Annotated in this window: 25 protein-coding genes; 6 read left to right on the forward strand and 19 right to left on the reverse strand. The window is 68.9% G+C overall.

Features of this window, described 5'->3' with window-relative positions; all coding sequences use genetic code 11:
- Nucleotides 1–12: 12 nt before the first annotated feature.
- From AC32QD_RS10175 to AC32QD_RS10255, 17 genes are all read right to left on the reverse strand, one after another.
- Entirely contained in the window at nucleotides 13–153 is a 141-nt protein-coding gene (locus tag AC32QD_RS10175) for a hypothetical protein (RefSeq protein WP_492010383.1), read from the reverse strand.
- Nucleotides 154–285: 132 nt separating this feature from the next.
- Nucleotides 286–624, reverse strand: a complete 339-nt coding sequence (locus AC32QD_RS10180) for a DUF190 domain-containing protein (protein WP_492010384.1) — start codon at nucleotides 622–624, stop codon at nucleotides 286–288.
- A 2-nt stretch (nucleotides 625–626) separates the two neighbouring features.
- On the reverse strand, nucleotides 627–1,115 hold the full coding sequence (locus tag AC32QD_RS10185) for a CrcB family protein (protein ID WP_492010385.1): 489 nt from the start codon (nucleotides 1,113–1,115) through the stop codon (nucleotides 627–629).
- A gap of 7 nt (nucleotides 1,116–1,122) precedes the next feature.
- The gene (gene crcB, locus AC32QD_RS10190; RefSeq protein ID WP_492010386.1) at nucleotides 1,123–1,521 is read right to left on the reverse strand and encodes a fluoride efflux transporter CrcB; all 399 of its coding nucleotides are present in this window, start codon (nucleotides 1,519–1,521) and stop codon (nucleotides 1,123–1,125) included.
- A gap of 13 nt (nucleotides 1,522–1,534) precedes the next feature.
- Complete coding sequence (locus AC32QD_RS10195; protein ID WP_492010387.1) at nucleotides 1,535–2,662, reverse strand: ABC transporter ATP-binding protein; 1,128 nt, start codon at nucleotides 2,660–2,662, stop codon at nucleotides 1,535–1,537.
- A 5-nt stretch (nucleotides 2,663–2,667) separates the two neighbouring features.
- Nucleotides 2,668–3,336: a molybdate ABC transporter permease subunit gene (modB, locus tag AC32QD_RS10200; protein WP_492010388.1), complete on the reverse strand. Its 669-nt coding sequence runs from the start codon at nucleotides 3,334–3,336 to the stop codon at nucleotides 2,668–2,670.
- Nucleotides 3,337–3,340: 4 nt separating this feature from the next.
- Nucleotides 3,341–4,132, reverse strand: coding sequence for a molybdate ABC transporter substrate-binding protein (modA, locus tag AC32QD_RS10205; protein ID WP_492010389.1), 792 nt, complete (start codon nucleotides 4,130–4,132; stop codon nucleotides 3,341–3,343).
- Between the two features lie 68 nt (nucleotides 4,133–4,200).
- A complete protein-coding gene (locus AC32QD_RS10210) occupies nucleotides 4,201–4,566 on the reverse strand; it encodes a winged helix-turn-helix domain-containing protein (protein ID WP_492010390.1) in 366 nt (121 codons plus the stop codon).
- Nucleotides 4,567–4,597: 31 nt separating this feature from the next.
- A complete protein-coding gene (locus AC32QD_RS10215; RefSeq protein WP_492010391.1) occupies nucleotides 4,598–5,809 on the reverse strand; it encodes a M24 family metallopeptidase in 1,212 nt (403 codons plus the stop codon).
- A gap of 4 nt (nucleotides 5,810–5,813) precedes the next feature.
- Nucleotides 5,814–6,803: a cyclodeaminase gene (locus tag AC32QD_RS10220; RefSeq protein WP_492010392.1), complete on the reverse strand. Its 990-nt coding sequence runs from the start codon at nucleotides 6,801–6,803 to the stop codon at nucleotides 5,814–5,816.
- On the reverse strand, nucleotides 6,793–7,797 hold the full coding sequence (gene eutB / locus AC32QD_RS10225) for a hydroxyectoine utilization dehydratase EutB (RefSeq protein WP_492010393.1): 1,005 nt from the start codon (nucleotides 7,795–7,797) through the stop codon (nucleotides 6,793–6,795). The genes AC32QD_RS10220 and eutB overlap by 11 nt, the downstream gene beginning before the upstream one ends.
- A 3-nt stretch (nucleotides 7,798–7,800) precedes the next feature.
- The gene (gene ehuA, locus AC32QD_RS10230) at nucleotides 7,801–8,619 is read right to left on the reverse strand and encodes an ectoine/hydroxyectoine ABC transporter ATP-binding protein EhuA (RefSeq protein WP_492010394.1); all 819 of its coding nucleotides are present in this window, start codon (nucleotides 8,617–8,619) and stop codon (nucleotides 7,801–7,803) included.
- Between the two features lie 71 nt (nucleotides 8,620–8,690).
- On the reverse strand, nucleotides 8,691–9,458 hold the full coding sequence (locus AC32QD_RS10235; RefSeq protein WP_492010395.1) for a hypothetical protein: 768 nt from the start codon (nucleotides 9,456–9,458) through the stop codon (nucleotides 8,691–8,693).
- Between the two features lie 93 nt (nucleotides 9,459–9,551).
- Entirely contained in the window at nucleotides 9,552–10,220 is a 669-nt protein-coding gene (ehuD, locus tag AC32QD_RS10240; RefSeq protein ID WP_492010396.1) for an ectoine/hydroxyectoine ABC transporter permease subunit EhuD, read from the reverse strand.
- 3 nt (nucleotides 10,221–10,223) lie between these two features.
- Complete coding sequence (ehuC, locus tag AC32QD_RS10245; protein ID WP_492010397.1) at nucleotides 10,224–10,889, reverse strand: ectoine/hydroxyectoine ABC transporter permease subunit EhuC; 666 nt, start codon at nucleotides 10,887–10,889, stop codon at nucleotides 10,224–10,226.
- A 71-nt stretch (nucleotides 10,890–10,960) separates the two neighbouring features.
- On the reverse strand, nucleotides 10,961–11,812 hold the full coding sequence (ehuB, locus tag AC32QD_RS10250) for an ectoine/hydroxyectoine ABC transporter substrate-binding protein EhuB (protein WP_492010398.1): 852 nt from the start codon (nucleotides 11,810–11,812) through the stop codon (nucleotides 10,961–10,963).
- A 213-nt stretch (nucleotides 11,813–12,025) separates the two neighbouring features.
- Nucleotides 12,026–13,288, reverse strand: coding sequence for a Zn-dependent hydrolase (locus AC32QD_RS10255; RefSeq protein WP_492010399.1), 1,263 nt, complete (start codon nucleotides 13,286–13,288; stop codon nucleotides 12,026–12,028).
- Nucleotides 13,289–13,497: 209 nt separating this feature from the next.
- On the opposite strand from AC32QD_RS10255, the gene AC32QD_RS10260 reads away from it, so the two are divergent.
- The 5 genes from AC32QD_RS10260 to AC32QD_RS10280 are packed head-to-tail and all read left to right on the forward strand — an operon-like array spanning nucleotide 13,498 to nucleotide 19,684.
- Nucleotides 13,498–15,033, forward strand: a complete 1,536-nt coding sequence (locus tag AC32QD_RS10260) for an ABC transporter substrate-binding protein (RefSeq protein WP_492010425.1) — start codon at nucleotides 13,498–13,500, stop codon at nucleotides 15,031–15,033.
- Nucleotides 15,034–15,088: 55 nt separating this feature from the next.
- Nucleotides 15,089–16,036, forward strand: a complete 948-nt coding sequence (locus AC32QD_RS10265) for an ABC transporter permease (RefSeq protein ID WP_492010400.1) — start codon at nucleotides 15,089–15,091, stop codon at nucleotides 16,034–16,036.
- The gene (locus AC32QD_RS10270) at nucleotides 16,033–17,955 is read left to right on the forward strand and encodes a dipeptide/oligopeptide/nickel ABC transporter permease/ATP-binding protein (protein ID WP_492010401.1); all 1,923 of its coding nucleotides are present in this window, start codon (nucleotides 16,033–16,035) and stop codon (nucleotides 17,953–17,955) included. The genes AC32QD_RS10265 and AC32QD_RS10270 overlap by 4 nt, the downstream gene beginning before the upstream one ends.
- Nucleotides 17,952–18,932, forward strand: a complete 981-nt coding sequence (locus AC32QD_RS10275) for an oligopeptide/dipeptide ABC transporter ATP-binding protein (protein WP_492010402.1) — start codon at nucleotides 17,952–17,954, stop codon at nucleotides 18,930–18,932. The genes AC32QD_RS10270 and AC32QD_RS10275 overlap by 4 nt, the downstream gene beginning before the upstream one ends.
- Nucleotides 18,929–19,684, forward strand: coding sequence for a FadR/GntR family transcriptional regulator (locus tag AC32QD_RS10280; protein ID WP_492010403.1), 756 nt, complete (start codon nucleotides 18,929–18,931; stop codon nucleotides 19,682–19,684). The genes AC32QD_RS10275 and AC32QD_RS10280 overlap by 4 nt, the downstream gene beginning before the upstream one ends.
- Nucleotides 19,685–19,857: 173 nt before the next feature.
- Here AC32QD_RS10280 and AC32QD_RS10285 read toward each other — a convergent pair whose 3' ends face one another.
- Complete coding sequence (locus tag AC32QD_RS10285; RefSeq protein ID WP_492010404.1) at nucleotides 19,858–20,226, reverse strand: DUF488 domain-containing protein; 369 nt, start codon at nucleotides 20,224–20,226, stop codon at nucleotides 19,858–19,860.
- Entirely contained in the window at nucleotides 20,210–20,917 is a 708-nt protein-coding gene (locus AC32QD_RS10290) for a 5-formyltetrahydrofolate cyclo-ligase (RefSeq protein ID WP_492010405.1), read from the reverse strand. Before AC32QD_RS10290 ends, AC32QD_RS10285 begins: the two co-directional genes overlap by 17 nt.
- A gap of 501 nt (nucleotides 20,918–21,418) precedes the next feature.
- Here AC32QD_RS10290 and AC32QD_RS10295 point away from each other — a divergent pair.
- On the forward strand, nucleotides 21,419–22,657 hold the full coding sequence (locus AC32QD_RS10295) for a quaternary amine ABC transporter ATP-binding protein (protein ID WP_492010406.1): 1,239 nt from the start codon (nucleotides 21,419–21,421) through the stop codon (nucleotides 22,655–22,657).
- Nucleotides 22,658–22,669: the final 12 nt, after the last annotated feature.

A 22,669-nucleotide genomic window follows, 5' to 3' on the forward strand; every position in this document is an offset into this window, starting at 1 on the left:
AGTCGGTGGCCGTCAGATCGTGTTTGCGATGGCGATCAGCGCGAAGAGGATCGAGACGAGCACAAGTCCGAACAGGCGGAATCGCCAGGCTTCGGAACTTTCTTGCTTGGTCGCTGTCTCCTGCTGCTCACCCGGTGTCACGAAGTCTTTCATTGGTCATCTCCCCAGTCGCTTCCGGAGAGGTCGTCTCGATGATTGTCCGAGAAGTGGATCCGGTTCGTGTACGACCGTCTCCATCCGTCACTGCACCAGACCAACGAGCGGGCAGGGGAGCCGGTTCCGCTGTCAGTCCTCGCCAAGCCCGTATCTGAGCACGCGGACCTTCTCGAGCGTTACAAGGCCGCTTTGCATGATGCTTTTCAGCACGGGAAGGAAGGCGTCGATATTCTTTTCGCTGTCGACGATCTCGATCACGATGGGCAGGTCATCGGATAGGCGCAGGATTTTTGCGGTGTGCAGGTGGCTGGAATGGCCGAACCCCAACGGTCCGCGCAGGACCGTGGCGCCGGCGAGATGCTGCTCGCGCGCCTTGAGCACGATGGCCTCGTAAAGCGGCGTTCCCTCGTGGCGGTCGTCCTCGCCAAGGAAGATGCGGAGCAGCACGGCGTTCTCGGGAATCTGCATGGTCATCGCCCCCCGGGTCGGTTGAGCCGCCAGGCCAGAAGGTGCCCCAGCCAGGCGGCAACGAGCCAGGCGGCGACCGAGACGACCACAGTGAGGGCCGCTCGCGCCGGCTGGCCGGAGTGAAGGAAACGCACCGTCTCGACGCTGAAGACGGAAAAGCTCGTGAAGCCGCCGCAGAAGCCGGTCATCACGAACTGGCGCTGTCGGGTCGACGACAAGAGCCGGCCGTCGGGTCCCGCCAGCGTCGCGTAGAAGCTGATGATGAAAGACCCCACGACGTTGACGAACAGCGTCGTCCAGGGAAACCAGGACGCGCCGAACGGAAGGAAGGAGGCCAGCGCACGAAACGTGCCGCCGATCGACGTGCCGAGGGCCACGAAACCGTAGAGGGCAGCGCTTTTGCGCATGGCGCGCCATCTGAGGCGGCGGATGCGGCGGCGACGCTTTGTCGCACGCCGCGCCTCGGTGTCCTGTGAGGGCCGCTGCTGCATGCCCGTCTCACCCGCCGGTCGCGGCGAGCGCCGCCGCGAGGGCAAAGCCGGTTGCGGCGGCGGTCAGGCAAAGCACGAGCGAGAGGGCGATGTTGCCCATCGCCTGTTTCAGCTCGCCATCGCGCGCCAGCGCCAGCGTCTGCAGGCTGAAAGACGAGACGGTGGTGTAGCTGCCCAGAAATCCCGCTGCGGCCAGATGCCACAACGCAGGGCCGAGCGCGCCTGCATCCGCCCAGGCCGCGAGCGCGCCCAGGGCGAGCGAGCCCGTGACGTTCACCGTCATCGTGCCCCAGGGAAAAGTCACGCCGATGGCGCGGGCGACAAGGCCGGACACGAAGAAGCGGCTCGCGCCGCCCAGCGCGCTGCCCAAGGCCACCCAGGCCAGTCCGACGATCAGGTCAAGCATGGGCCCCGACTTGTCAGAGTTTTCCCGCGTTGTCACGCGAATGTCCCGAAGCACCGGACATGACGTGGATGCCTGCGGCCAGAAGCGATACGGCTGCCGCGACGCCCGGTGCGATGCCGTTCCTCGCCGCGACGTGGCGGGGGACCGAAAAGTGGATCGGCAACCGGGGATCCGCACCGGGGCGCAGTGTGAGGTGCGCCGTCTGGCCGATCACGAGCATCGAGCCGATCGTGCCGCGCACCGGGTTTTCGCGCTCGCCGCGCGAGGGCCGATCACGGCGGTGCAGGATGACAAAGCCGTCGGGGATGGCCCACGGCACATGGGCGCCCGGGGCAAGATCCGGCCGGGGCGCGGCCTCGAGCCTCGTTCCCGCCCAGTCAAGCCATGTGCGTTCGGGTTCCTGGCCCAGGACGGTCGCCTCGAACACGTTGCGCATATCGATGAGTCGGGCCACCTCTGGCGAGGCGGGACGGGTGGTCACCTCCTCGGGCGTGCCCGTCTGCAGGATGCGCCCGCGGTGCAGGACCGCGAGCCGGTCCGCCAGCATCGTCGCCTCTTCCAGGTCGTGGGTCACCAGCACGACGGGCATGGAGAGTCCGCGGCGCAACTCGGCGATCTCGCGGTAGAGGCGCTGGCGGGTGGCGCGGTCCACGGCCGAGAAGGGCTCGTCGAGCAGCAGCACGCGCGGCTCTCGCGCCAGCGCCCGGGCCACGGCCACGCGCTGCTGCTGACCGCCCGACAGCTCGGCCGGGTAGCGCTCCTCGAGGCCCGCGAGGTGGACGAGGACGAGGATTTCGCGCGCCCGCGCGGCGCGCTTCCGGGCGGGCAGGTGCCCCATCGCGGCGGTGACGTTGGCGAGCGCCGTCATGTGCGGGAACAGGGCATAGCTTTGAAACACCATGCCGGCCGCACGGCGGTGGGGCGCCAGCCTCAGGTTGCGGGCGGTGTCGAGCCAGGTCTCGCCGTTGACCGCGACGCGGCCCGTTGCCGGGCGGTAGGTGCCGGCAATGGAGCGCAGGATCGTGGTCTTGCCGCTTCCCGAGGGCCCGACCAGCGCCATGGTCTCGCCCGGCCCGCAGTCAAAGGCGGCGGCGAGCGGGATCGGGGCGTCCTGCGCCACAGCGACCTCCAGCCCCGCCATTTGCGTCATCCCAGTCGCCGCCCGATTCGCCGTGCGAAGACGAAGGTCAGCGCGATGGTGGTGAGCGAAATGGCCATCAGAAGCGCGGACATGCGTGCCGCGGCAGCGTCGTCGAATGCCTGCACGCGGTCGTAGATGGCGATAGCGATGGTGCGCGTCTGGCCAGGGATCGAGCCGCCGACCATCAGCACGACGCCGAACTCGCCCAGCGTGTGGGCGAAGCTGAGCACCGTGGCTGTGAGGATGCCGGGCCAGGCCAGCGGCAACTCGACCCGGACGAGTGCGCGCCATGGCGACATACCGCAGCAGGAGGCGGCCTCGCGCACCTCGCGCGGGATCGCCTCGAAGGCGCGCTGGATCGGCTGTACGGCGAAGGGAAGGTTGAAGATGATCGAGGCCAGCAGGAGCGCCTCGAAGGTGAAGACGAGCGGCTGGCCGAACACCGCCTGCCAGAGCCGGCCGATCGGCGAGGCGTGGCCGAAGGCGACCAGCAGGTAATAGCCGAGCACCGTCGGCGGCAGCACGATGGGAAGCGCCACGAGCGCTTCGGCAATGCCCTTGCCGCCGAAGCTGCGATAGGCGAACGCGCGCCCCAGGGCGATGCCAACGGGAACCAGTATTAGGACCGTCAGGACGGCCAGCCTGAGCGACAGGGCGAGCGCGGTCCAGTCCACGGTGTCAACTCCCTTGGCCGGGCAGCGAAAAGCCCCAGCGCTTCAGGATGGCGCGGGCCTGTGGTCCTTCGAGAAATTTGTAGAAGGCTTCGGCCGCGGGTCCGGCTTGCCTGGTCAGTGCCATGCGCTGCCTCAGCGGGCTGTGCCAGTCCGCCGGGATCAGGGCGGAGTCCGCCTTTGCCCTGATTTTCGGCGCCATGGTGAGAGACTGGGCGACGATGCCGCCGTCGGTATTGCCCGAGACGGCGAACTGGGTCGCCTGAGCCACGTTTTCGCCAAGCACGAGCTTGGGCCGGATGGCCTTCCACAGGCCGCGGTGGCGCAGCGCTTCCTCGGCGCGCTTGCCATAGGGCGCGTGCGCCGGATTGGCGATGGCGAAGCGCGTGACGCGGCCCGCGTGCAGTGCTCGGGCGAGGTCGTCGAGGCTGCCGTCGGGCTTGAGCGGGGAGCCGTGCGGCACCACCAGCGCGATGCGGCCGAGCGCATAGACCGCGCCTTTGCCGCGCGTAAAGCCGTCTGCGGCGAGACGCAGCACGTATTGCTCATCGGCCGAAAGGAACAGGCCGAACGGCGCGCCCTGGCGGATCTGTCGCGACAGGTTGCCCGAGGAACCGAAGCTGATCCGTACGGTCTCGCCGGTCTTCTTCTCGAAGGCGGCGACAATCTCGGGCAGGGCGAACTGGAGGTCGGCGGCCGCCGCGACGATCAAGCTTCCCGCAGCAGGTGCGACCCGGGGCAACAGGGTCGCGGCGGCAGTGAAGCCGGCGGCGTGGAGGAACAGGCGGCGCGAGATCATCTTTGCCTCGGCTCGGGTTTCGACATGTTTGCTTATACATATCGGGTGAGAAAGGCCGCCCGCAACCGTCAATCGGGCAGGTCGGCGAGCAAGGCGCGCAACGCTTCCATCTCCGGCCCGACGGCCTTGGCGGTGCGCCGCTCCATGCGGCGGTAGATGGAGAGCACCTGCTCGCCGGTGGCGGTCAGCCTGGCGCCGCCATGCGAGGGGCCGCCGCGCTCGGTGGCGACCAGCGGCTCGCGAAACAGCTGGTTCATGGTCTCGACCAGCAGCCAGGCGCGCTTGTAGCTCATGCCCATGCGCCGGCCGGCGGCGGCGATCGAGCCGGTCTCGCGGATGCCTTCGAGGATGTCGGCCTTGCCCGGCCCGATGGCGATGTCCGGCTCGAGCACGACGCGCAGCCTCGCGCCTCGGGTCCTGTTTCCGACCTTCATGCGCTAAGTCTAGTCGTTGCCCGAAAGCCGGTCACCGTTCGGGGAAGTGCGGCGAGCGCGTCAGCACCTCCGGCCCGTCCGGGCCCAGCAGCACGGCGTTGGAGAGGAAGAAATCGCCCTGGCCGGTGCCCATGAGCCAAGAGAGGATGTGAAAGCTCATGCCCTCGCGGATCTCGAGATCGGAGTCGTGGCGCAGCCCCGTCACCGTGTTGCCGCCCGTCCAGGATGGTGGAAAGCCGATGCCCACGCAGTAGCCGCAGTGATGCCGGCGATAGTGCGACAGACCGGCCGCGTCCACCACGCCTTGCCAGGCGGCGTAGACGTCGCGGGCGAGGGTACCCGGGCGCAACGCGCCCAGCACCGCCTCGAAGGCCTCTTCGGCGATGCCGCCCATGCGGCGGTCGGCCTCGGGCGGCGCGCCGATGTGCACGAGCCTGCCAAGCGGCGCGTGGTAGCGGCTGATGCAGCCCGAGAGCTCGAGGAACACGGGCTCGCCGGTTCGGTAGCTGCCCTCGCCCCAGGTGGCGTGCTCCTCGCCGAGGCGCGAGCCCGGGCGGATGAAGGGGCCGAAGCCCGGCGTGTCGCCGCCGGCACGGATCATCGCGGCCACGCACTCGGCAGCGACGTCCGTCTCCTTCGCGCCGTCGTGGATGGCCGCAATGGCGGCCTGGGCCGCGGCGTCCGAAATGCGGGCGGCGGCGCGCATCAACTCCTGCTCGGCGGGCGATTTCACCCGGCGCAGGCGGTCGATCACGCCGGTGATGTCGACCCACTCGACCTGCGGGAAGGAGGCGCGGATGGCCTGCCCGAAGCCATAGCTGTGCGCGCTCGACCAGGTTTCGACGCCGATTCGGGTCGGGTGCCCGGGGTGCTGTCCGAGGGCCTCGTGGACCTCGCCCAGCACCGCCTCGCCTTGGTGGCGCGCCTTCTCAGCACGATCGAGCAGGCGGATGGTCATGTCGGCGGCGGTCTCGCTGTCCTCGTGACCGGCAAACAGCGCGTTGCGGACCTGGTGGTTGATCGAGACCCGCTCCATGGCGCGCGTGACCAGTGTCATCTGTCCCTCGGCCGGCACGACCAGCAGGTGCGTGGCGAAGTAGCCCCAGTGGTCGAGGCCGATCAGGTAGAAGATGTTCTCGGGTGTCGAGACGAGCACGGTGTCGAGGTCCTGCTCGGCCATCTCGCGCCGCACGGCAGCGAGCCGGGCCGCGAGTTCGTCGTCCGTGAAGGGGTTCTTGTGCATGGGCTCATGCCTGGATGACTGTGCCGGCACCCTGACGCTTCGCCAGCGCGAAGACATAGGCCGCGATGGCGGTGTCCTGGGCGCCGGTTCCCGTGAGGTCGGCGATGGTGATGTCGGTGGGCGCGCGGCGGCCAAGCGCGGGATCGCGGATGACCTGGCCAAGCTCGGGGATGCGCTCGGCCTGCATCAGCCTCGCGGCAAGGGCGGAGCGCAGCTCGCCCAGTTTCTCGCACTGGCTGATCCGGTCGGCAACGTAAATATCGGCGCGGGCCAGGGCCGCGGGCTCGATCTCGTTCTTGCCGGCCTGGTCCGAACCCATCGCCGTGATATGCAGACTGGGGTGCAGCCACTCGGCCTTTAGGATCGGCTCGCGCGCCGGCGTGGTCGTGACCACCAGCTGGCTTTCCGCGACGACGCGCGCCGGGTCGGCCTCGGCTGTCGCCTCGATGCCGAGGGTTGCGGAGAGGTCCTCGGCGCAGGCCCGCGCCTTGTCCGCGTCGCGGCCCCACACCAGGGCGCGGCCGAAGCGGCGCACGAGATGCGCCGCCTGCAACTGCAGCCGCGCCTGCACGCCGCTGCCAAGGACCCCGGCGCACTCAACCTCGGGCGCGAGGTGACGTGCCGCCACCGCCCCCGCGGCGGCGGTGCGCACATCCGTGAGATAGCCGTTGTCGAGCAGCAGCGCCTCCACCAGCCCGGTTTGGGCGGAGAACAGGATCATCAGCCCGTTCAGGCTGGGCAGGCCCAGCTTGGGGTTGTCGAAGAAGCCGGGGCTGACCTTGATAGCGAAGCTCTCGAAGCCCGGGATATAGGCGGTCTTGACGTCCACCTCGCCGTGGGCGTCCGGTATCTCCATCGACAGGATCGGCGGCATCACCACGCCGCCCGTGGCCAGCGCGGAGAAGGCGCGCTCGACGGTGTCGACGGCGGCGAGATCGAGACGGACCAGCGCGCGCAGCTCCGCCTCGGTCAGCACCAGGATGTCACGCGGCATAGGGTCGGCCCTTGATCGTCAGGTCTCCCAGGGCCACGTCGCGGCCCTGCATGATGTCTGCATGCACGCGCATGTCCAGGTTGCGCCCGGTCACGATCGTCGCCGCAGGGCCCGAAAGCGACAGCTTGCCGGACTGGACCGCGGCGACGCCCACCGCGCTGGCGCCCTCGCAGACGATGCGGTCCTCGTGGTAGACGGTCTGCATGGCACGGTAGATATCGTCCTCCGTGACCAGCACGATCTCGTCGAGAAGATCGCGGCACAGCCCGAAGGTCAGCCGGTTGTCCAGCCCGATGCCGCCGCCCAGCGAATCGGCCAGACTCGCCACCTCCTCGACCTCGACCGGGTGCCCGGCGCGCAGCGACTCATGCATCGCTGCGCCCCGATCCATGGTGATGCCGATGGTGCGCACCTTGGGATTGATCGCCTTGGCCGCCAGGGACACGCCGCCCGCCAGCCCGCCGCCAGAAAGCGGGATCAGGATCGCGGACAGGTCGGGTCGCTGCTCCATCAGCTCGAGCCCGATGGTGCCCTGGCCGGCGATCACCAGCGGGTCGTCGAAGGGGGAGATCTCGATCAGCCCCTCCTCCTCGACCAGGCGCAGGCTCTCGCGCAGCGCGTCGTCCTGGCTGCGGCCGACGATCTTGACCTCGGCCCCCAGCGCCCTGATGCCCTCGACCTTGGCCTTCGGCACCAGCGCGGACATGCAGATCACCGCGCGGATGCCGCGGGCGCGCGCGGCATAGGCAACGCCGCGGCCGTGGTTGCCGGTGGAGCAGCAGGTCACGCCCGCCACGCCGTCCGGCAGCCGCATCACGGCGTTCGCCGCGCCCCTGAGCTTGAACGCTCCGATGGGCTGAGTGATCTCGAGCTTGAGCAGGAAATCGTGCCCGGCAATCCCCTCCATGAAGGGGGAGGGCACCAGGGGCGTCTCGATCGCCACGCCGGCGATGGTGCGCCGCGCGGCGATCACGTCGGCCAGCGTCATTCCCATGCCTCAGCCCGCCTCCAGCACGGCGGAGAGGAACTGCTTGGTGCGCGGGTTCTGCGGCTCGGTGAAAAGCTGGTTGGGCGGTCCCGCCTCGGCGATCTTCCCGGCGAAGAAGAAGCAGATCCGGTGCGAGATCTCGCGCGCAAACCCCATCTGGTGCGTGACCATCAGCATGGTCTGCTTGTACTCGTGGGCGAGCGTGCGGATGACCTCCAGCACCTCACCCACCACCTCCGGGTCGAGCGCCGAGGTCACCTCGTCGAACAGCATCACCTTGGGCCGCATGGCCAGGGCGCGCGCGATGGCGACGCGCTGTTGCTGCCCGCCCGACAGCCGCGTTGGGTGCTGGTCCTTCTTGTCGGCCAGGCCGACCATTTCGAGAAGCTGCTCCGAGCGCTCGCGCGCCTCCTTCTTCGGCAGCCCCAGCACGTGCACCGGCGCCTCCATGCAGTTCTCCAGCGCGGTCATGTGCGGGAACAGGTTGAAGTGCTGGAACACCATGCCGATCTTGCCGCGCATGCGGCGCAGGTGCTTGTTGTTGGCGGGCACCAGCTTGCCGCCGCGCTCCATGTGGGTCAGGGGCTCGCCGTCGACGTAGATCACGCCCTCGTCGATCGTCTCGAGCGTCATCAGCATCCGCAGCACGGTGGTCTTGCCCGAACCCGAAGGGCCGATGATCGAGATGATCTCGCCCTCGGTCACATCGAGGTCGAGCTCGTCGAGAACGGTCAACTCGCCATAGCGCTTGCTGACCTTGGAGAAGCGAACCATCGGCGCGTCCGAGCCCAGCTTCGCCGGGAAGTCGTTGGTTGAGTATTCCTTCATGTCTTCTCCATCCCCCGGTCCATGGCCGGCGCGCGTCCTCGTCCGGTTGCCTTATCTCGCGACGTGGTCGGTCACTTCATCTTCTTCATGATCGCTTCGGCCTGATCGAGGCGTTGGCGCACAAGCCTCGGATCGAACACGATGGGCGGCGGCATGACGCCGGGCCATGACTGCCGGATCAGCACCACGACATTGAGCAGATCGGCCTGTCCCGGCCGCGAGGCGAGCGCGCCGGAATGGCGGACCAGCGCTTCGGCCTGGGTCACGAGGCCCCGTCCGGTCTGGTACTTTTGCAGGTTATTCACCTCGTCGTTGTTACTGACGGCCGCATCGTAGTCGGCGACGGCGTTGCGCAGGAGCCCCCCGACCAGGGCGAGCACCGACTTTGCGTCCAGCGCTCCCGTTTGCGCGAAGCTGCCGTTGATGGCGTTCACCGCCGACTCGATCGCGGGAAGCGCGCGCGTCCGTTCCAGGCTCGACGCGTTCTTGAGCTCGCGCAGCGTGCCCTCCGACAGCGGGGCATCGCGCTTGGCCAGCGGATCGGCGATTCTCTGGTAGATCTGCTCCAGGGCGGGGCCCATGTGATACTTCGCGCCCGGCAGGCCCAGCTGGACCAGCTCGCGTGCGACGCTCAGGTGTCCCCGCATCTCGAGCAAGGCCAGACGGTAGGCATTGACGGGCGAGAGCTCGACCTGTGGGGCGCCTGACTGCGCGCCGCTGCCGGCCGCGGCCGATCCGGTCTGGGCCGGAGCCAGCGCCGGCACCGCGAACAGGGCTATCGCCACGGCCGTGCCAAGCCACTTCGCCGTCGCCGCGATGCTGAACAGGCGTGGTCGCATAGCTCCTCTGCAGGCGGCTTTTCGCCGATTCCGCGTCTCGTGCCTGAGAGGGTAGTCCTGCATCAACATGGCGCAAGAACTCACTGGTTTGGTTTACTTGCTCATCCCCAGCGCGATCCGGACCCGCCGCTCGAAGGCCCGGATGGCCGCGGCCGTCGGCAGCGAGATGGCGAGGAAGATCGCCCCGACCATCGTGTAGGGCTCGAGAAAGCGGTAGCTCTCCGATCCTATCGCATTGGCTTCGTGCATCAGCTCGGCCACGCCGATCACCGAGAGCATCGGCGTGTCCTTGAAGATGCCGACGAGGTAGTTGCCCATGCCGGCCAGGGCCGGCGGTAGCGCCTGTGGCAGGACGATGCGGTAGTAGGTGCGCACCGTGCTCAGGTTCAGCGCCTTGCATGCCTCCCACTGGCCGCGGGGCACGGCGTCGATGCCGCCGCGGTAGACCTCGGAGAGGTAGGAGGCATAGTGCAGCCCGATGGCGATCAGCCCCGCGGTCCAGGGCGACAGCCGCACGCCGAACTGCGGGCCGACATAGAAGACGAAGAAGATCTGCAGCACCAGCGGCGTCGAGCGCACGACCTCGACCAGCTCGCGCACCGTACGCCCGAGCCCGGGAACCGGCGTGCGCTGGGCCAGCGCAAATATCAGGCCCAGCACCATGGCGATGCCGTAGCCGCCGCCGGCCGCGAGCAGCGTGTTCCCGGTGGCCTCGATCAGCCGGGGCAGGATCTGGAGAGCGAAGTCCCAGCGCCAATGCATGGCTCAGGCCCTCCCCATCTTGCGCGCCAGGCCATGCTCGAGCCGTCGCACGCAGGGCGAGATCACCCCCCGCGCGAGCACGTAGTAGATGATCAGCGCCGTGCCGAAGGCCTGCGCCGAGAGGAAGGTCGAGCCGTTGATCTGCTTGGAGACGAACATCAGGTCGGCGACCGAGATCAGGGCCACCAGCGCGGTGCCCTTCAAGAGCTCGATCAACAGGTTCCCCCAGGGCGGCAGCATGTTCAGCAGCGCCTGCGGGAAGATCACCCGCACCATGCGCTTCGTGGGCGACATGTTCAGCGCCGTGGTCGCCTCCCACTGGCCCTTGGGCACGGACAGGATGCCGCCTCTGACAAGCTCCGCCCCGTAGCCGGCGATGTTCATCCCGACGGCGACGAAGCCGGCGGTGAACTTGTCGAGCGTGAGCCCGAACAGCGGCAGGACGAAGAAGATCCAGTAGAGCTGCACCAGCAGCGAGGTGCCGCGAAAGATCTCGATGTAGATGGTGGCAAAGCCCCGGACCAGGATGTTGTGCGACATCCGCATCAGGCCCATGAGGAAGGCGATCGAGACGGCTACGAGGATGGCCAGCACCGTCTGCTCGATGGTCGTGACGGCGCCGGAGACGAAGCGGGTGCCGTACTGCGATAGGAAGTCGGTATAGGACATCGGCTCCCCTGTTTTCCTGTCGGCGGCCCTGCCGGGCCGCCGAACCGTTGTGACGGATCAGTCGCGCCGGGTCAGCGGTGCTCGCAGACCCACTTGGCGGTGACGTCCTTGGCCGGGATGTTCGACTTGTCGTAGCCGTACTGCTCGACCGACTTCATCATCTCGGGCGAGCCCATATAGCTGGCCAGCGCCTTGTTGAACGCCTTGAGGAATGCTGTGTCGCCCTTGCGGAAGGCGATACCCGCCCAGTTGCGCGTGTAGGCGGGCAGCTTGCTCGGATCGGTCACCTGGACGGTGCCGCCGCTCTGCTTGGCGAGGTTCTTCGCCGTGAAGTAGGTCACGCCGCCGGCGTCAGCCCGGCCGGCGCGAACGGCGGCGAGGATCTCGGTCGGCCCCGGCACCGTCATGATATGGCTCTCGGGGATACCTTCCTTCTTGGCCACCTCGATGATGTTGTAGCCGGCCCCGGTGACCAGCGTCGCACCCTTGGCCTTGATGTCCTTGTAGGTCTCGATGCCCTTCGGGTTGCCTTTGGGCACGATGAAGGCATCGCCGACCGCGGCCACGGGTGCCGAGAAGGCGACGTTCTCGCAACGGCTCTTGAGGATGTACATGCCGCCGGTGATCAGGTCGAAGCGTTTCGCCTGCAGGCCGGGGATCAGGCCGCCCCACTCGGTGACGACCGGCTCGATGTTCTTGATGCCCATCTTGTGCAACACGTCGACCGCAATGGCGTTCACGAAGCCCAGCGGCTTGTTGTTGTCGCCCGGATAGGCCCAGGGCACCTCGTTGGCGAAGCCGATGCGAATGGCTTCACCCGCCTTGGCCTTCTCCAGCAAGGTCTTGGCGGAAACCGCCGTCGCGGTGAGGCCGAGCGCCAGGCCCGTCGCCGCCGCGATGGTCTTCAGAAGGGTACGACGCATGTTTCTCTCCCTGATCGGTTGCCCTCGTTCGTCGTCGCAAGGTGCCTAGAGCAGCACAGCCGCGCCGTCCGAGTCAACGAAAGCCCCGATTTGGCCTCCGCGACGGAATGGAACGGGCCGGCGACCAGGCATTGCCCCCTTTCTTGGCGCGGATCACAGGTCGCCGGATGCCCGGGTGCGGCTATGACAGGGCCGGAAGCGACGGCCAGGGCGTCAGGCCGCGAGCCGCGCGATACCGCGGGCGAGCAATGCCGCGCCGCGCTCCACGTCCCTCCAGTCGGTGCGTTCCTCGGGTGCGTGGCTGATGCCGCGAACCGAGGGCACGAACACCAGCGCCGATCGGGTGACGCTTGCGAAGGTTTGCGCGTCATGCCCTCCGCCCGAGGGCATGGTCCTGTGCGCAAGGCCGAGCTGCCCCGCCTCCGCGCGCAGCATTTCGGCGAGCCCGGGGTCGAGTGCGACCGGCGCCAGCCAGCTGTGTTCGCGGATCGCGACGGCGAGGCCGTGCGCCTCGGCCGCGCGGTGAATCTCCTCGCGGCAGGCCTCGCCCAGGCGCCGCATCGCCTGCTCCTCGATTTCGCGGCCGATGATCGAGAACTCGGCCTCTCCGGCCACCGTGTGCGGGAAGTTCGGGCTCAGCGCCACCTTGCCGACGGTGAGCTTTGCCTCCCGCGTGCCGGCCCGCGTTACGACCCCGTCGATCGCCTCGCCGAAGGCGGCCAAACCGCGGAAGGCGTCGCGGCGCATATCCATCGGGGTCGAGCCCGAATGGTTCGCCTCGCCCGTCAGCGTCACCGTCCAGTTGAACACGCCGGAGATCACGTCGACCACGCCGACCGCCCCGCCGGCGCGGTCCAGCACCGGCCCCTGCTCGATGTGCAGCTCCAGGAACGCCGCAATCTCGGCCGGATCGCGCGCCGCGGTATCGGCGGCGTCGGGGTCCAGACCCTGGGCGCGCATGGCGTCGACCAGCCGCATGCCGGTCTCGTCCGCAGCGGCCTCGATCCAGGAGGGTGTGACCTGACCGCAGATCGCCTGCGAGCCCAGCATGCCGCCGAAGCGCCCCTCCTCGTCGGAGGTGGCGACCACCTCGACCGGCCGGGCCGGCACGATGTCCGCCTCCTTCATGGCCCTGACCGCCTCGAGCGCCGCGACCACCCCCAGCGCCCCGTCGAGCGGACCGCCCATCGGCACCGAGTCGAGGTGCGAGCCGGCCAGCACCGCCGGGCCGCCGCCGCAATCCCATCGGCCGAAGACGTTGCCGACCGCATCCATGTGCACGGAAAGCCCCGCCTCCTGAAGCCGCTGCATCAGCCAGCGCCGCCCGGCCATGTCGGCGTCCGACAGGCTCACGCGGTTGATGCCCGGCAGGCCCTCGATAGTGCCGATTCGGTTCACCGCGGCGAGGTCGGCCCGCAGCCGGTCGAGGTCGATGGCGAGAGCGTCGAGCGGTGAATTCCCTTTGCTTTCAGCCATTCACTTCCTCTCTGGGCGGCTCACCCGGCCCATGCGGCAAATTATCATGATCAATAATTGCATTTTGCGTATTTATCATGAATATTTTCAGGGTGTCCAATCACGCGCCGCAAAGACCGGCCAAGGCTAAAAACAGGGAGGCCGCCCCGATGTCCAGCATCTCCGGATTCCTCCGCCTCGTCCTCGCGCGGAGCTTCGCGCCTTGCGCGATGGCCGTCGTCGCATTCGCAGCGACCCCGGCCCGATTGCCCGCCCAGACGCCGCCCGGTGTCCTGATCGTCGCGCAGATCGCCGAGCCGAAGTCGCTCGATCCGCAGGTGGATACCGCGGTCAACGACTTCCGCATCCTGATGAACCTCTACGATGGGCTGGTGCGCTACAAGTCCGGCACGCTCGAGGTCGAGCCGGCGCTGGCCAAGGACTGGACCGTGAGCGACGCCGGCAAGGTCTACACTTTCCATCTGCGCAAGGGCGTGAAGTTCCACGACGGCACGCCGTTCAACGCGCAATCCGTGGTGTTCAACTTCGAGCGCATGCTGAACAAGGACAACCCCTACCACGACACGGGGCCTTTCCCGCTCAGCTTCTTCTTCAGCGCCGTCGACAAGGTCGAGGCAGTTGACCCGCACACCGTGCGCTTCACGCTGAAGGAGCCCTACGCACCGTTCCTGTCCAACCTCGCCTATCCCACCGGGCTGATCGTCTCGCCAGCCGCGGTGAAGAAGTACGGCAAGGAGTTCGGCCGCCACCCGTCGGGCACCGGCCCCTTCCGCTTCGTCGAGTGGAAGTCGAACGAGCGCGTGGTGGTCAAGCGCAACCCCGACTACTGGGACGGCGCGCCGAGCCTCAAGGCGGTCGTGTTCCGCCCGATCACCGACGCCAACACCCGGGTCGCCGAGATGCTTTCGGGGGGCGTCGACCTGATGGTCGAGGTGCCGCCCGACTCCGTCGCGCAGTTCCAGAAAAGCCCCAACTACAAGGTGCACGAGCAGGTCGGGCCCCATGTCTGGTTCCTGATCCTGAACTGCAAGGACGGGCCGATGGCGGACAAGCGCGTGCGCCAGGCGGTCAACTATGCCATCGACAAGAAGGCGATCGTCAACAATGTGCTGCAGGGCACTGCGGCGGTTGCCGCCGGCCCGATCGCGCCGGCCTTCTCCTGGGCCTATGACACCTCGCTGAAGCCCTATCCCTACGATCCCGCGAAGGCGAAGCAACTGATCAAGGAGGCCGGGGTCGAGGGCGCCAACCTGACCTTCTACGTCACTCAGGGCGGCTCGGGCATGCTCGACCCGGTGGCGATGGGCACGGCGATCCAGGCCAACCTCGAAGCCGTGGGCTTCCACGTCAAGATCGAGACCTACGAGTGGAACACCTTCCTCGGCAAGGTGAACCCCGGGCTCGAGGGCAAGGCCGACATGGCCGAGATGGCCTGGATGACCAACGACCCCGACACGCTGCCCTATCTCACGCTCAGGACCGGGGCCTTCCCCTCGAAGGGCGGCTTCAACTCGGGCTACTACTCGAACCCCGAGGTCGACAAGCTGCTGGAGCAGGCCCGGCGCTCGACCAATCGGGATGAGCGCGCCCGGCTGTACAAGAAGATGCAGGAGATCGTGCACGACGACGCGCCCTGGGCCTTCGTCGCCAACTGGAAGCAGAACGCGGTGACGAACGCGCGGGTGAAAGGCTTCAAGCTCCAGCCCTCCTTCTTCCTGCTGCTGCACGACGTGTCCAAGGACTGACGGGGGAGGGGGCGGCCACGGGGTCGACCGGCCCCGCGCCGCTCCCACTCGGCGCATGTGGGCCTATATCGGCAAGCGGCTGCTGGCCACGATCCCGATCCTGTTCGGGCTCTCTGTCATCGTCTTCTCGATGATGGCGCTGATCCCGGGCGACCCGGCGACGGCCATCCTCGGCGCCTACGCCACGCCCCAGAACGTGGCGCGGCTGAATGCGGAGCTCGGGCTGGATAAGTCTCTGCCCGAGCAGTACCTCACCTGGGCCGGCAACCTCTTGCACGGCGACATGGGCCGCAGCTACGCGCTCGACCGGCCGGTCGCCGACGTGGTGTTCGAGCGCTTCGGCGCGACGCTGATCCTCGCCGCCACGTCGCTGCTGCTGTGCTCCTTCTTCGGCCTGATCGGCGGCGTCGTTGCCGCGGTGCGCCAGTTCACCTGGACCGACCGCATCGTCACCTTCCTGGTGCTGATTGGCATCTCGATGCCCTCGTTCTGGCTCGGCCTGCTGATGATCATGCTGTTCGCCGTCGACCTCCACTGGCTGCCGGCCTCGGGCATGTTCGAGGTCTATGGCGGCGCCGGTCCGGCGGATCTTTTGCGCCACCTCGCCATGCCGGCCTTCACGCTCGCGGTGGTGGCCACCGGGGTGATCGCCCGGCTCACCCGTACCGCCATGCTCGAGGTGCTGCGGCAGGACTACATCCGCACCGCCCGCGCCAAGGGCGTGGCCGAGCGCGGCGTGATCTACCGCCACGCCTTCAAGGCGGCGCTGGTCAGCGTCATCCCGGTGATCGGCATCCAGGCCGGCTTCGTGATCGGCGGTGCGGTCTATATCGAGACCGTGTTCCAGTGGCCGGGCATCGGCCGGATGCTGGTCAACGCCATCTCGACGCGCGACATCCTGCTGGTGCAGGGCGGCGTGCTGGTGGTGGCGGCCAGCTACGTGTTCTTCAACCTGCTCGCCGACATCGCCCAGACCGTGCTCGACCCGCGGCTCAGGTCATGACCCAGGCCGCGAGCCTTCCCGCCGGTGCCCGGGCCGCCAGCGGCCGGCCGAGCGCCTTGCGCCTCCTGGTGCGCAACCGTCTGGCCGCGCTGGGTCTCGTCGTGCTTGCCGTGATCGTGCTCCTGGCGCTGCTCGCGCCCGTGCTGCCGCTCGCCAATCCCGACGCGACCGCGCCGGCCGACCGCCTGCTGCGCCCCGGGGCCGCGGGCCACCTGCTCGGCACCGATCAGCTCGGCCGCGACCTGCTCTCGCGGCTCCTGTGGGGCACCCGGGTCTCCATCGCCGTGGGGCTCAGCGCCACCGCGATCGCGGCGCTGATCGGGTCGCTGATCGGGCTCGTCGCGGGCTATGCCGGCGGGCGGGTCGACGGCATCCTGATGCGCTGCATCGACCTGGTGATGGCCTTTCCCTACATCCTCCTGGCGCTGGCCATCGTCGCGGTGCTCGGCCCCGGCCTGCTCCACGCGCTCTACGCCATTGCCATCGTCAACATCCCCTTCTTCGCGCGCAGCATCCGCGGCGTCACGCTGGGCTTCGCCCGGCGCGAGTTCGTCGACGCCGCCCGCCTCTCGGGCGCGCGGCCCAGCCTGATCCTGTTCGGCGAGATCATGCCCAACGTTCTGCCGACCATCGTCATCACCATGACCACCACGCTCGGCTGGATGGTGCTGGAGACCGCGGGCCTCAGCTTTCTCGGGCTGGGCGCCCAGCCGCCGCAGGCCGATCTCGGCTCAATGCTGGGCGAGGGCAGGAAGCTCCTGTTCACCGCGCCATTCGTGTCCATCGTCCCCGGCCTGATGATCTTCGCGCTGGTGATGAGCGTGAATCTCCTGGGCGACGGCATCCGCGACTTTCTCGACCCACGGCTCAAGTCCGGCGCGCTGGTCGCGCCCAGCGCGGCCACCGCCGTCGCCCGCGGCCGCGCCGCGGGCAAGCCCGCCGGCGACGGCCTCCTCGTCGTCGACGGCCTCCGCACCGAGTTCCACGTCGGTCCGCGTGTCCACAAGGCCGTCGGCGGGGTCGATTTCACCATCGCTCCGGGCGAGCGCCTCGGCCTCGTCGGCGAATCCGGCTCGGGCAAGTCGGTCACGGCCCTCTCGCTCATGCGCCTGGTGCCCACGCCGCCGGGCATGATCGTCGGGGGACAGGTCCTGTTCGACGGCTCCGACACGCTGACACTGGGCCGGCGCGAGCTGCGCCGCCTGCGCGGCGGGCAGGTGGCCTATGTGTTCCAGGACCCGCTGACCACGCTGCACCCGCTGTTCACCGTGGGCGAGCAGATCGCCGAGGCGCTGCGCGCGCACCGCCCGCTGTCGCGCCGCGAGGCCGGCGAGGCCGCGGTCGACCTGCTCGAGAAGGTGCAGATCCCCGCGGCCCGCCGGCGCTTCGGCGCCTATCCGCACGAGCTCTCGGGCGGCATGCGCCAGCGCGTGTGCATCGCCATGGCGCTGGCCAACGACCCCGACCTGATCATCGCCGACGAGCCCACCACCGCCCTCGACGTCACCGTGCAGGCCCAGGTGCTGGAGTTGATGCGCCGGCTGGCCGCCGAGCGGGGCTCGGCCGTGCTCTTCATCACCCACGACTTTGGCGTCGTCTCCGAGCTGTGCGACCGCGTCGCGGTAATGTATGCCGGCCGCGTCGTCGAGATCGGCCCCACCGAGGCCCTTCTTCGGGCGCCTTCGCACCCCTACACCGAGCGCCTGATCCGCTGCGTCCCGGTGCTCGGCGATCCCGGGCGGCGGCTGGAGGCCATCGAAGGCATGCCGCCTGCCGTCGACCGGCTCCCCCAGGGCTGCCACTTCGCTGACCGCTGCCCCTATGCCGAGGCGCGCTGCCGCGAGGGCGAGATCGCTCTCGACAAGGTGGGCGAGGGCCGCGCCGCCCGCTGCGTCAAGCCGCTGTCGAGCCAGGCATGACCGCGGCCGTCGAAACCAACGGGCTCACCCGTGTCTTCGGCGGCGGCCGCACGCTTTGGGGCACCGAGCGCCAGGCAGTGCACGCGGTGACCGACGTGGACCTCGCGGTGGCCCGGGGCGAGACGCTCGGCATCGTCGGCGAGTCCGGCTGCGGCAAGTCCACGCTGGCGCGCATGCTCATCGGCCTCGACCGCCCCACCGGCGGCAGCATCCGTCTCGGCGGCGACGACATGGCCGAGCTGGTCCGACGCGAGCCGCGCTCGATCCCGCGCCGGGTGCAGTATGTCTTCCAGGACCCGGTCTCCTCGCTCAACCCGCGCAAGACCATTCGCCAGGCGCTCGAGGCGCCGATGCGCCGCTTGCTCGGCCTGCCGGCCCCGAAGCGGCGGGTTCGCCTCGCCGAGCTGATGCACGCCGTCGGGCTGCGCGAGGAGTTCCTGGTGCGCTACCCGCACGAGTTCTCCGGCGGCCAGGCCCAGCGCATCGCCATCGCCCGCGCCCTGGCGGCGCAGGCATCCACCATCGTGCTTGACGAGCCGGTCTCCGCCCTCGATGTCTCGATCCAGGCGCAGGTCCTGAACCTGCTGGCCCGGCTGAAGAGGGAATATGGCCTGACCTATATCTTCATCAGCCACGACCTCAGCGTGGTCGAGAGCGTCTCCGACCGCGTCGCGGTGATGTATTTCGGCCGCGTGGTCGAGACCGGCCGCGCCCGCGACCTGTTCCGCAGCCCGCGCCACCCCTACACGGCGCTCCTGATGCGCTCGGCACCGGTGCCCGGCTCCCGCCGCATCGAGCCCGAGCGCGCCCCCGCCGAGTTGCCCGACCCGACGCAGCCGCCGCCGGGCTGCTCGTTCGCCTCGCGCTGCCCGCGCGTGGTCGAGCGCTGCCGCGCCGAGCGGCCGGCCCTGACGAACGGGGAGGGCCGCACCGAGGCCGCCTGCTGGCGCCCCCTCGACCAGGGGGGCGCGCGATGACCGAGGCCGCCATCCCGCGTCCTCGCCGCCACGACTCGATCTCCGAGAAGATCAAGGAAATGATCGTCGCCGACGGCCTGAAGCCGGGCGAGCGGCTGCCCACCGAGCGCGCGCTGATCGAGATGTTCGGGGCCTCGAAAAGCTCGGTCCGCGAGGCGCTCTCGGCGCTTTCCGCCCAGGGCCTCGTGCGCTCGCGCACAGGCCCCGGCGGCGGCCTGTTCCTGGCCGAGATTGCGCCCGCGCGCGCTATGGAGCTCCTCTCCAACCTGTTCGTCTTCGACCCGCCCAGCATCGCCGAGATCTACGCCGTGCGGCGCGAACTCGAACCGCTGATGGCCGCGGCGGTGGCCGAGACCATCGCCGAGGCGGACTTCGCCCGCCTCGAGCGCGTCATGCACCTCTACGACGCGCCGCCCAAGGACGCCGGCGAGGAATACGCCCAGCGCCTCGCCGAGCTTGACTTCCACACCGTGCTGGCCGAGCTGTGCCCGAACCGGCTCCTGGGCTTCTTCTGCGGCTTCCTGCAGACGATGCTGCGCGAGATGGCCGTGTGCCGGCGCATCTATGACGCCCCGAACCCGGAGCTGCGCGACACCGCGCTGCATTACCAGCTCCGCCTGCTTCGCGCCCTGCGTGCCCATGATGCCGCCGCCGCGCACGAGATCATGCGCGAGCACATGCTGGCGGCGCAGGCCTACATGGAGCGCGTCGAGGCCGAGGTGAAGCCGCGGTTCCTGCGGGTGCGGCGTTAGGAAAATCGGTGTTCGCTAGGCCGTATGAGCGTTAACCATAAATGCCGTCCAAATGCGGACTGTAATGAAATCAATGGCTTGACCTATTGTCCACGTGTGGACACTTTCGGCGGCGGCCGAGACGATGGCCTTGCCCGCCTCCGTGGCGGGCATCGGGTAGATCTGGCCGAGAGTCATTCCTTGCCCTTGTGCTCTAGGTACTCCTTCAGCGCCACGGCGTTATTGTAGCGCGCCTCCCGCGACGAGAAGACCAGCGTTGCCGGGCCCGCGCCGACCGCCGCGCGCAACTCGGCGACGGCCTCCAAGTTGCCGTCGAGCTCGGCGAAATAGCGCCGCCGGAACTCCTCCCAGTGCTCGGGGTCGTGGCCGTACCACTTGCGCAGTTCCGTGCTCGGGGCCGCTGCCTTCGACCAGTGATCGATCGCGGCCTTCTGCTTGGTCAGGCCGCGCGGCCAGATCCGGTCGACCAGGATGCGCCGCCCGTCTCCCGGCGCGGCGTCCTCGTAGGCCCGCTTCACGCGGATGTCAGCCTTGCCCGCCATGGCCACCCCCGACACCCGCGCGCCAGCGCACCGCGCCCGCGCCGGTCACGATCACGTCCATCGGGATGTCGTGCGGCTGCGGATGGATCGTGCGCAGCGCCGTCAGCGGCAGGCCGACGCCGATCACCAGCCGCGGCCTGGGGATCGCCGCCAGCGTCCGGTCGTAGAACCCGCCGCCATAGCCGAGCCGGTAGCAGCCCGGGTCGTAGCCGACCAGCGGCGCGATCACGATGTTGGGAACGATCTGCGGGCTCTCGGCCGCCGGGATCGGGATGTTCCACACCCCGCGCTCCATCTTCGTGCCAGGTCCCCATTCGCGGAACACCAGCGGCTGTCCCTTCGCGACTACCAGCGGCAGCGCCGCCTTTGCGCCGCGCCCGATGGCGCTCCTCAGCCATCCCCGCAGGTCCAGCTCGCCGCGGAACGGCCAGTAGGCGCTGACCACCGCTCCCGCGGAGATCTCCACCAGCCGGTCCAGCTCGTGCCCGATGGCATCGGCCGCCTCTGCCCGCTCGGCCGCCGGCACGGCCAGGCGCGCCGCAATCAGCCGCTCCCGCTCGGCCCTGCGCCAGCGCGCCACCTCGCGCGGGTCGCTCAGGCTCTCCCCGCCCGCCGCGTAGCCGCGGTCCACCTCGTGCAGGGAACAGGCAGGCGAGGCGTAGCCCTTGGCGTCGTCGCTCTCATGCGTCATCTGGCCAATCCTCCAAGGGTCGGTCCCACCCGATGCCTAGCGCATCCGCCCGCCGCAGACGAGCCTCGGCGGGCGCGACGGATCGGCGCGAGCCTCGCGCCCAACCGGCGGTTGACAGCCGCGCCATCCCCATTACCTAGTCCGACATCGGCGAGCGTGTCTGTCTCGCAGCGGGTGCCCGAGAGGGGCCGCTGCGTCTCAAGGCGGACGTCGGCGAGGGGCCGGGCACCCATGGTGCGCCTCCGGTTTCCGTCGCTCGAAAGCGGCGGTTATGCCGCGAGCCCCCATTTCGCCCGGTCCGAGCCCCGAACTTCCGCCAACGTCATAGGCCGCACCGTGCTGCGCGACCAGTCCCTCCGCCGGTCGCCCGTTCACTTTGGGGCGGGCAGCGCGCGACCCCGTCGACCGTAGCCTACGGAAGGTTCCGTTCCGGGCGACGTCGGTCGGCGAAACGAAGAAACAAGACGGCAGGAGACCTGCCGCGAAGGCGAGAAGAAGCGAATGACCAAGAAGGTATCGGCCAGGAACGTCTACAAGATCTTCGGCTCCGATCCGAAGCGCGCCCTCGCGATGCTCGAGGAGGGCCGCAGCAAGGACGAGATCCTCGCCCGGACCGGAATGACCATCGGCGTTCAGGGTGTCTCGTTCGACGTCGAGGCGGGCGAGATCTTCGTTGTGATGGGTCTCTCCGGTTCGGGCAAGTCGACGCTGGTGCGCATGCTCAACCGGCTGATCGTGCCGACGTCGGGGGAGATCCTGATCGACGGCGAGGACGTGGTCAGCGCCGATCGCGAGACGTTGCGCAGAATCCGCCTCGAGAAGGTCTCCATGGTCTTCCAGCACTTCGCTCTTTTCCCGCACATGTCGGTCTGCGAGAACGCCGAGTACGGCCTGAAGATCCGCGGCGTCGCCTCGGACGAGCGGCGCGAGCGCGCACTCAAGGCCCTGGACCAGGTCGGCCTCAAGGCATGGGCCGACCGTCTGCCGAAGGCGCTCTCGGGCGGGATGCAGCAGCGCGTCGGACTGGCGCGCGGGCTGGCGACCGATGCCGAGGTCCTGTTGATGGACGAGCCCTTCTCGGCGCTCGACCCGCTGATCCGGCGCGACATGCAGCACGAGCTGCTGCAGCTCGAGCAGGAGTTGCAGAAGACCATCATCTTCATCACCCACGACCTGCACGAGGCGCTGATCTTGGGCGACCAGATCGCCATCATGAAGGAAGGCCGCTTCGTTCAGGTCGGCACCGCCGAGGACATCGTGGCCAACCCGGCGGACGACTACGTCGCAGACTTCACCCACGACATCGACCGCTCGCGGGTCTTCACCATCGACAGCGCCATGGTCGAGCCGGAGGCGCTCGACCTCGCCAGCGACACCGTTCAGACCGCGCTCGCCCGCATGGAGAAGCTGAAACGTGACGCGCTCTACGTCATGGAGGGAGACAAGCTCGCCGGGCTCGTCACCTACCGCGACCTCGCCCGGGCACAGCGCGAGCACGGCGGCGGCCTGGCCGGGGCTGTGATCCGCGATTACCCGCGAGCCGAGACCGGCACGCATCTCTACCGGCTCTACCGGCTTTGCGCGAATGGACTACCGGTCGCGGTGTTCGACGGGAACGGCAGCCTTGCCGGAGTTGCCGAACCCGACGCGGTCTTCGCCCAGATCGCCGCTCAGGACAGGCGAGGTGAGGAAGACCCCGAGACCGACCAGCCCCCGGTTGCCATCGCGGCCAGCGGATAAAGGGGAGGCTTG

The organism is Thermohalobaculum sp., from assembly GCF_058622915.1.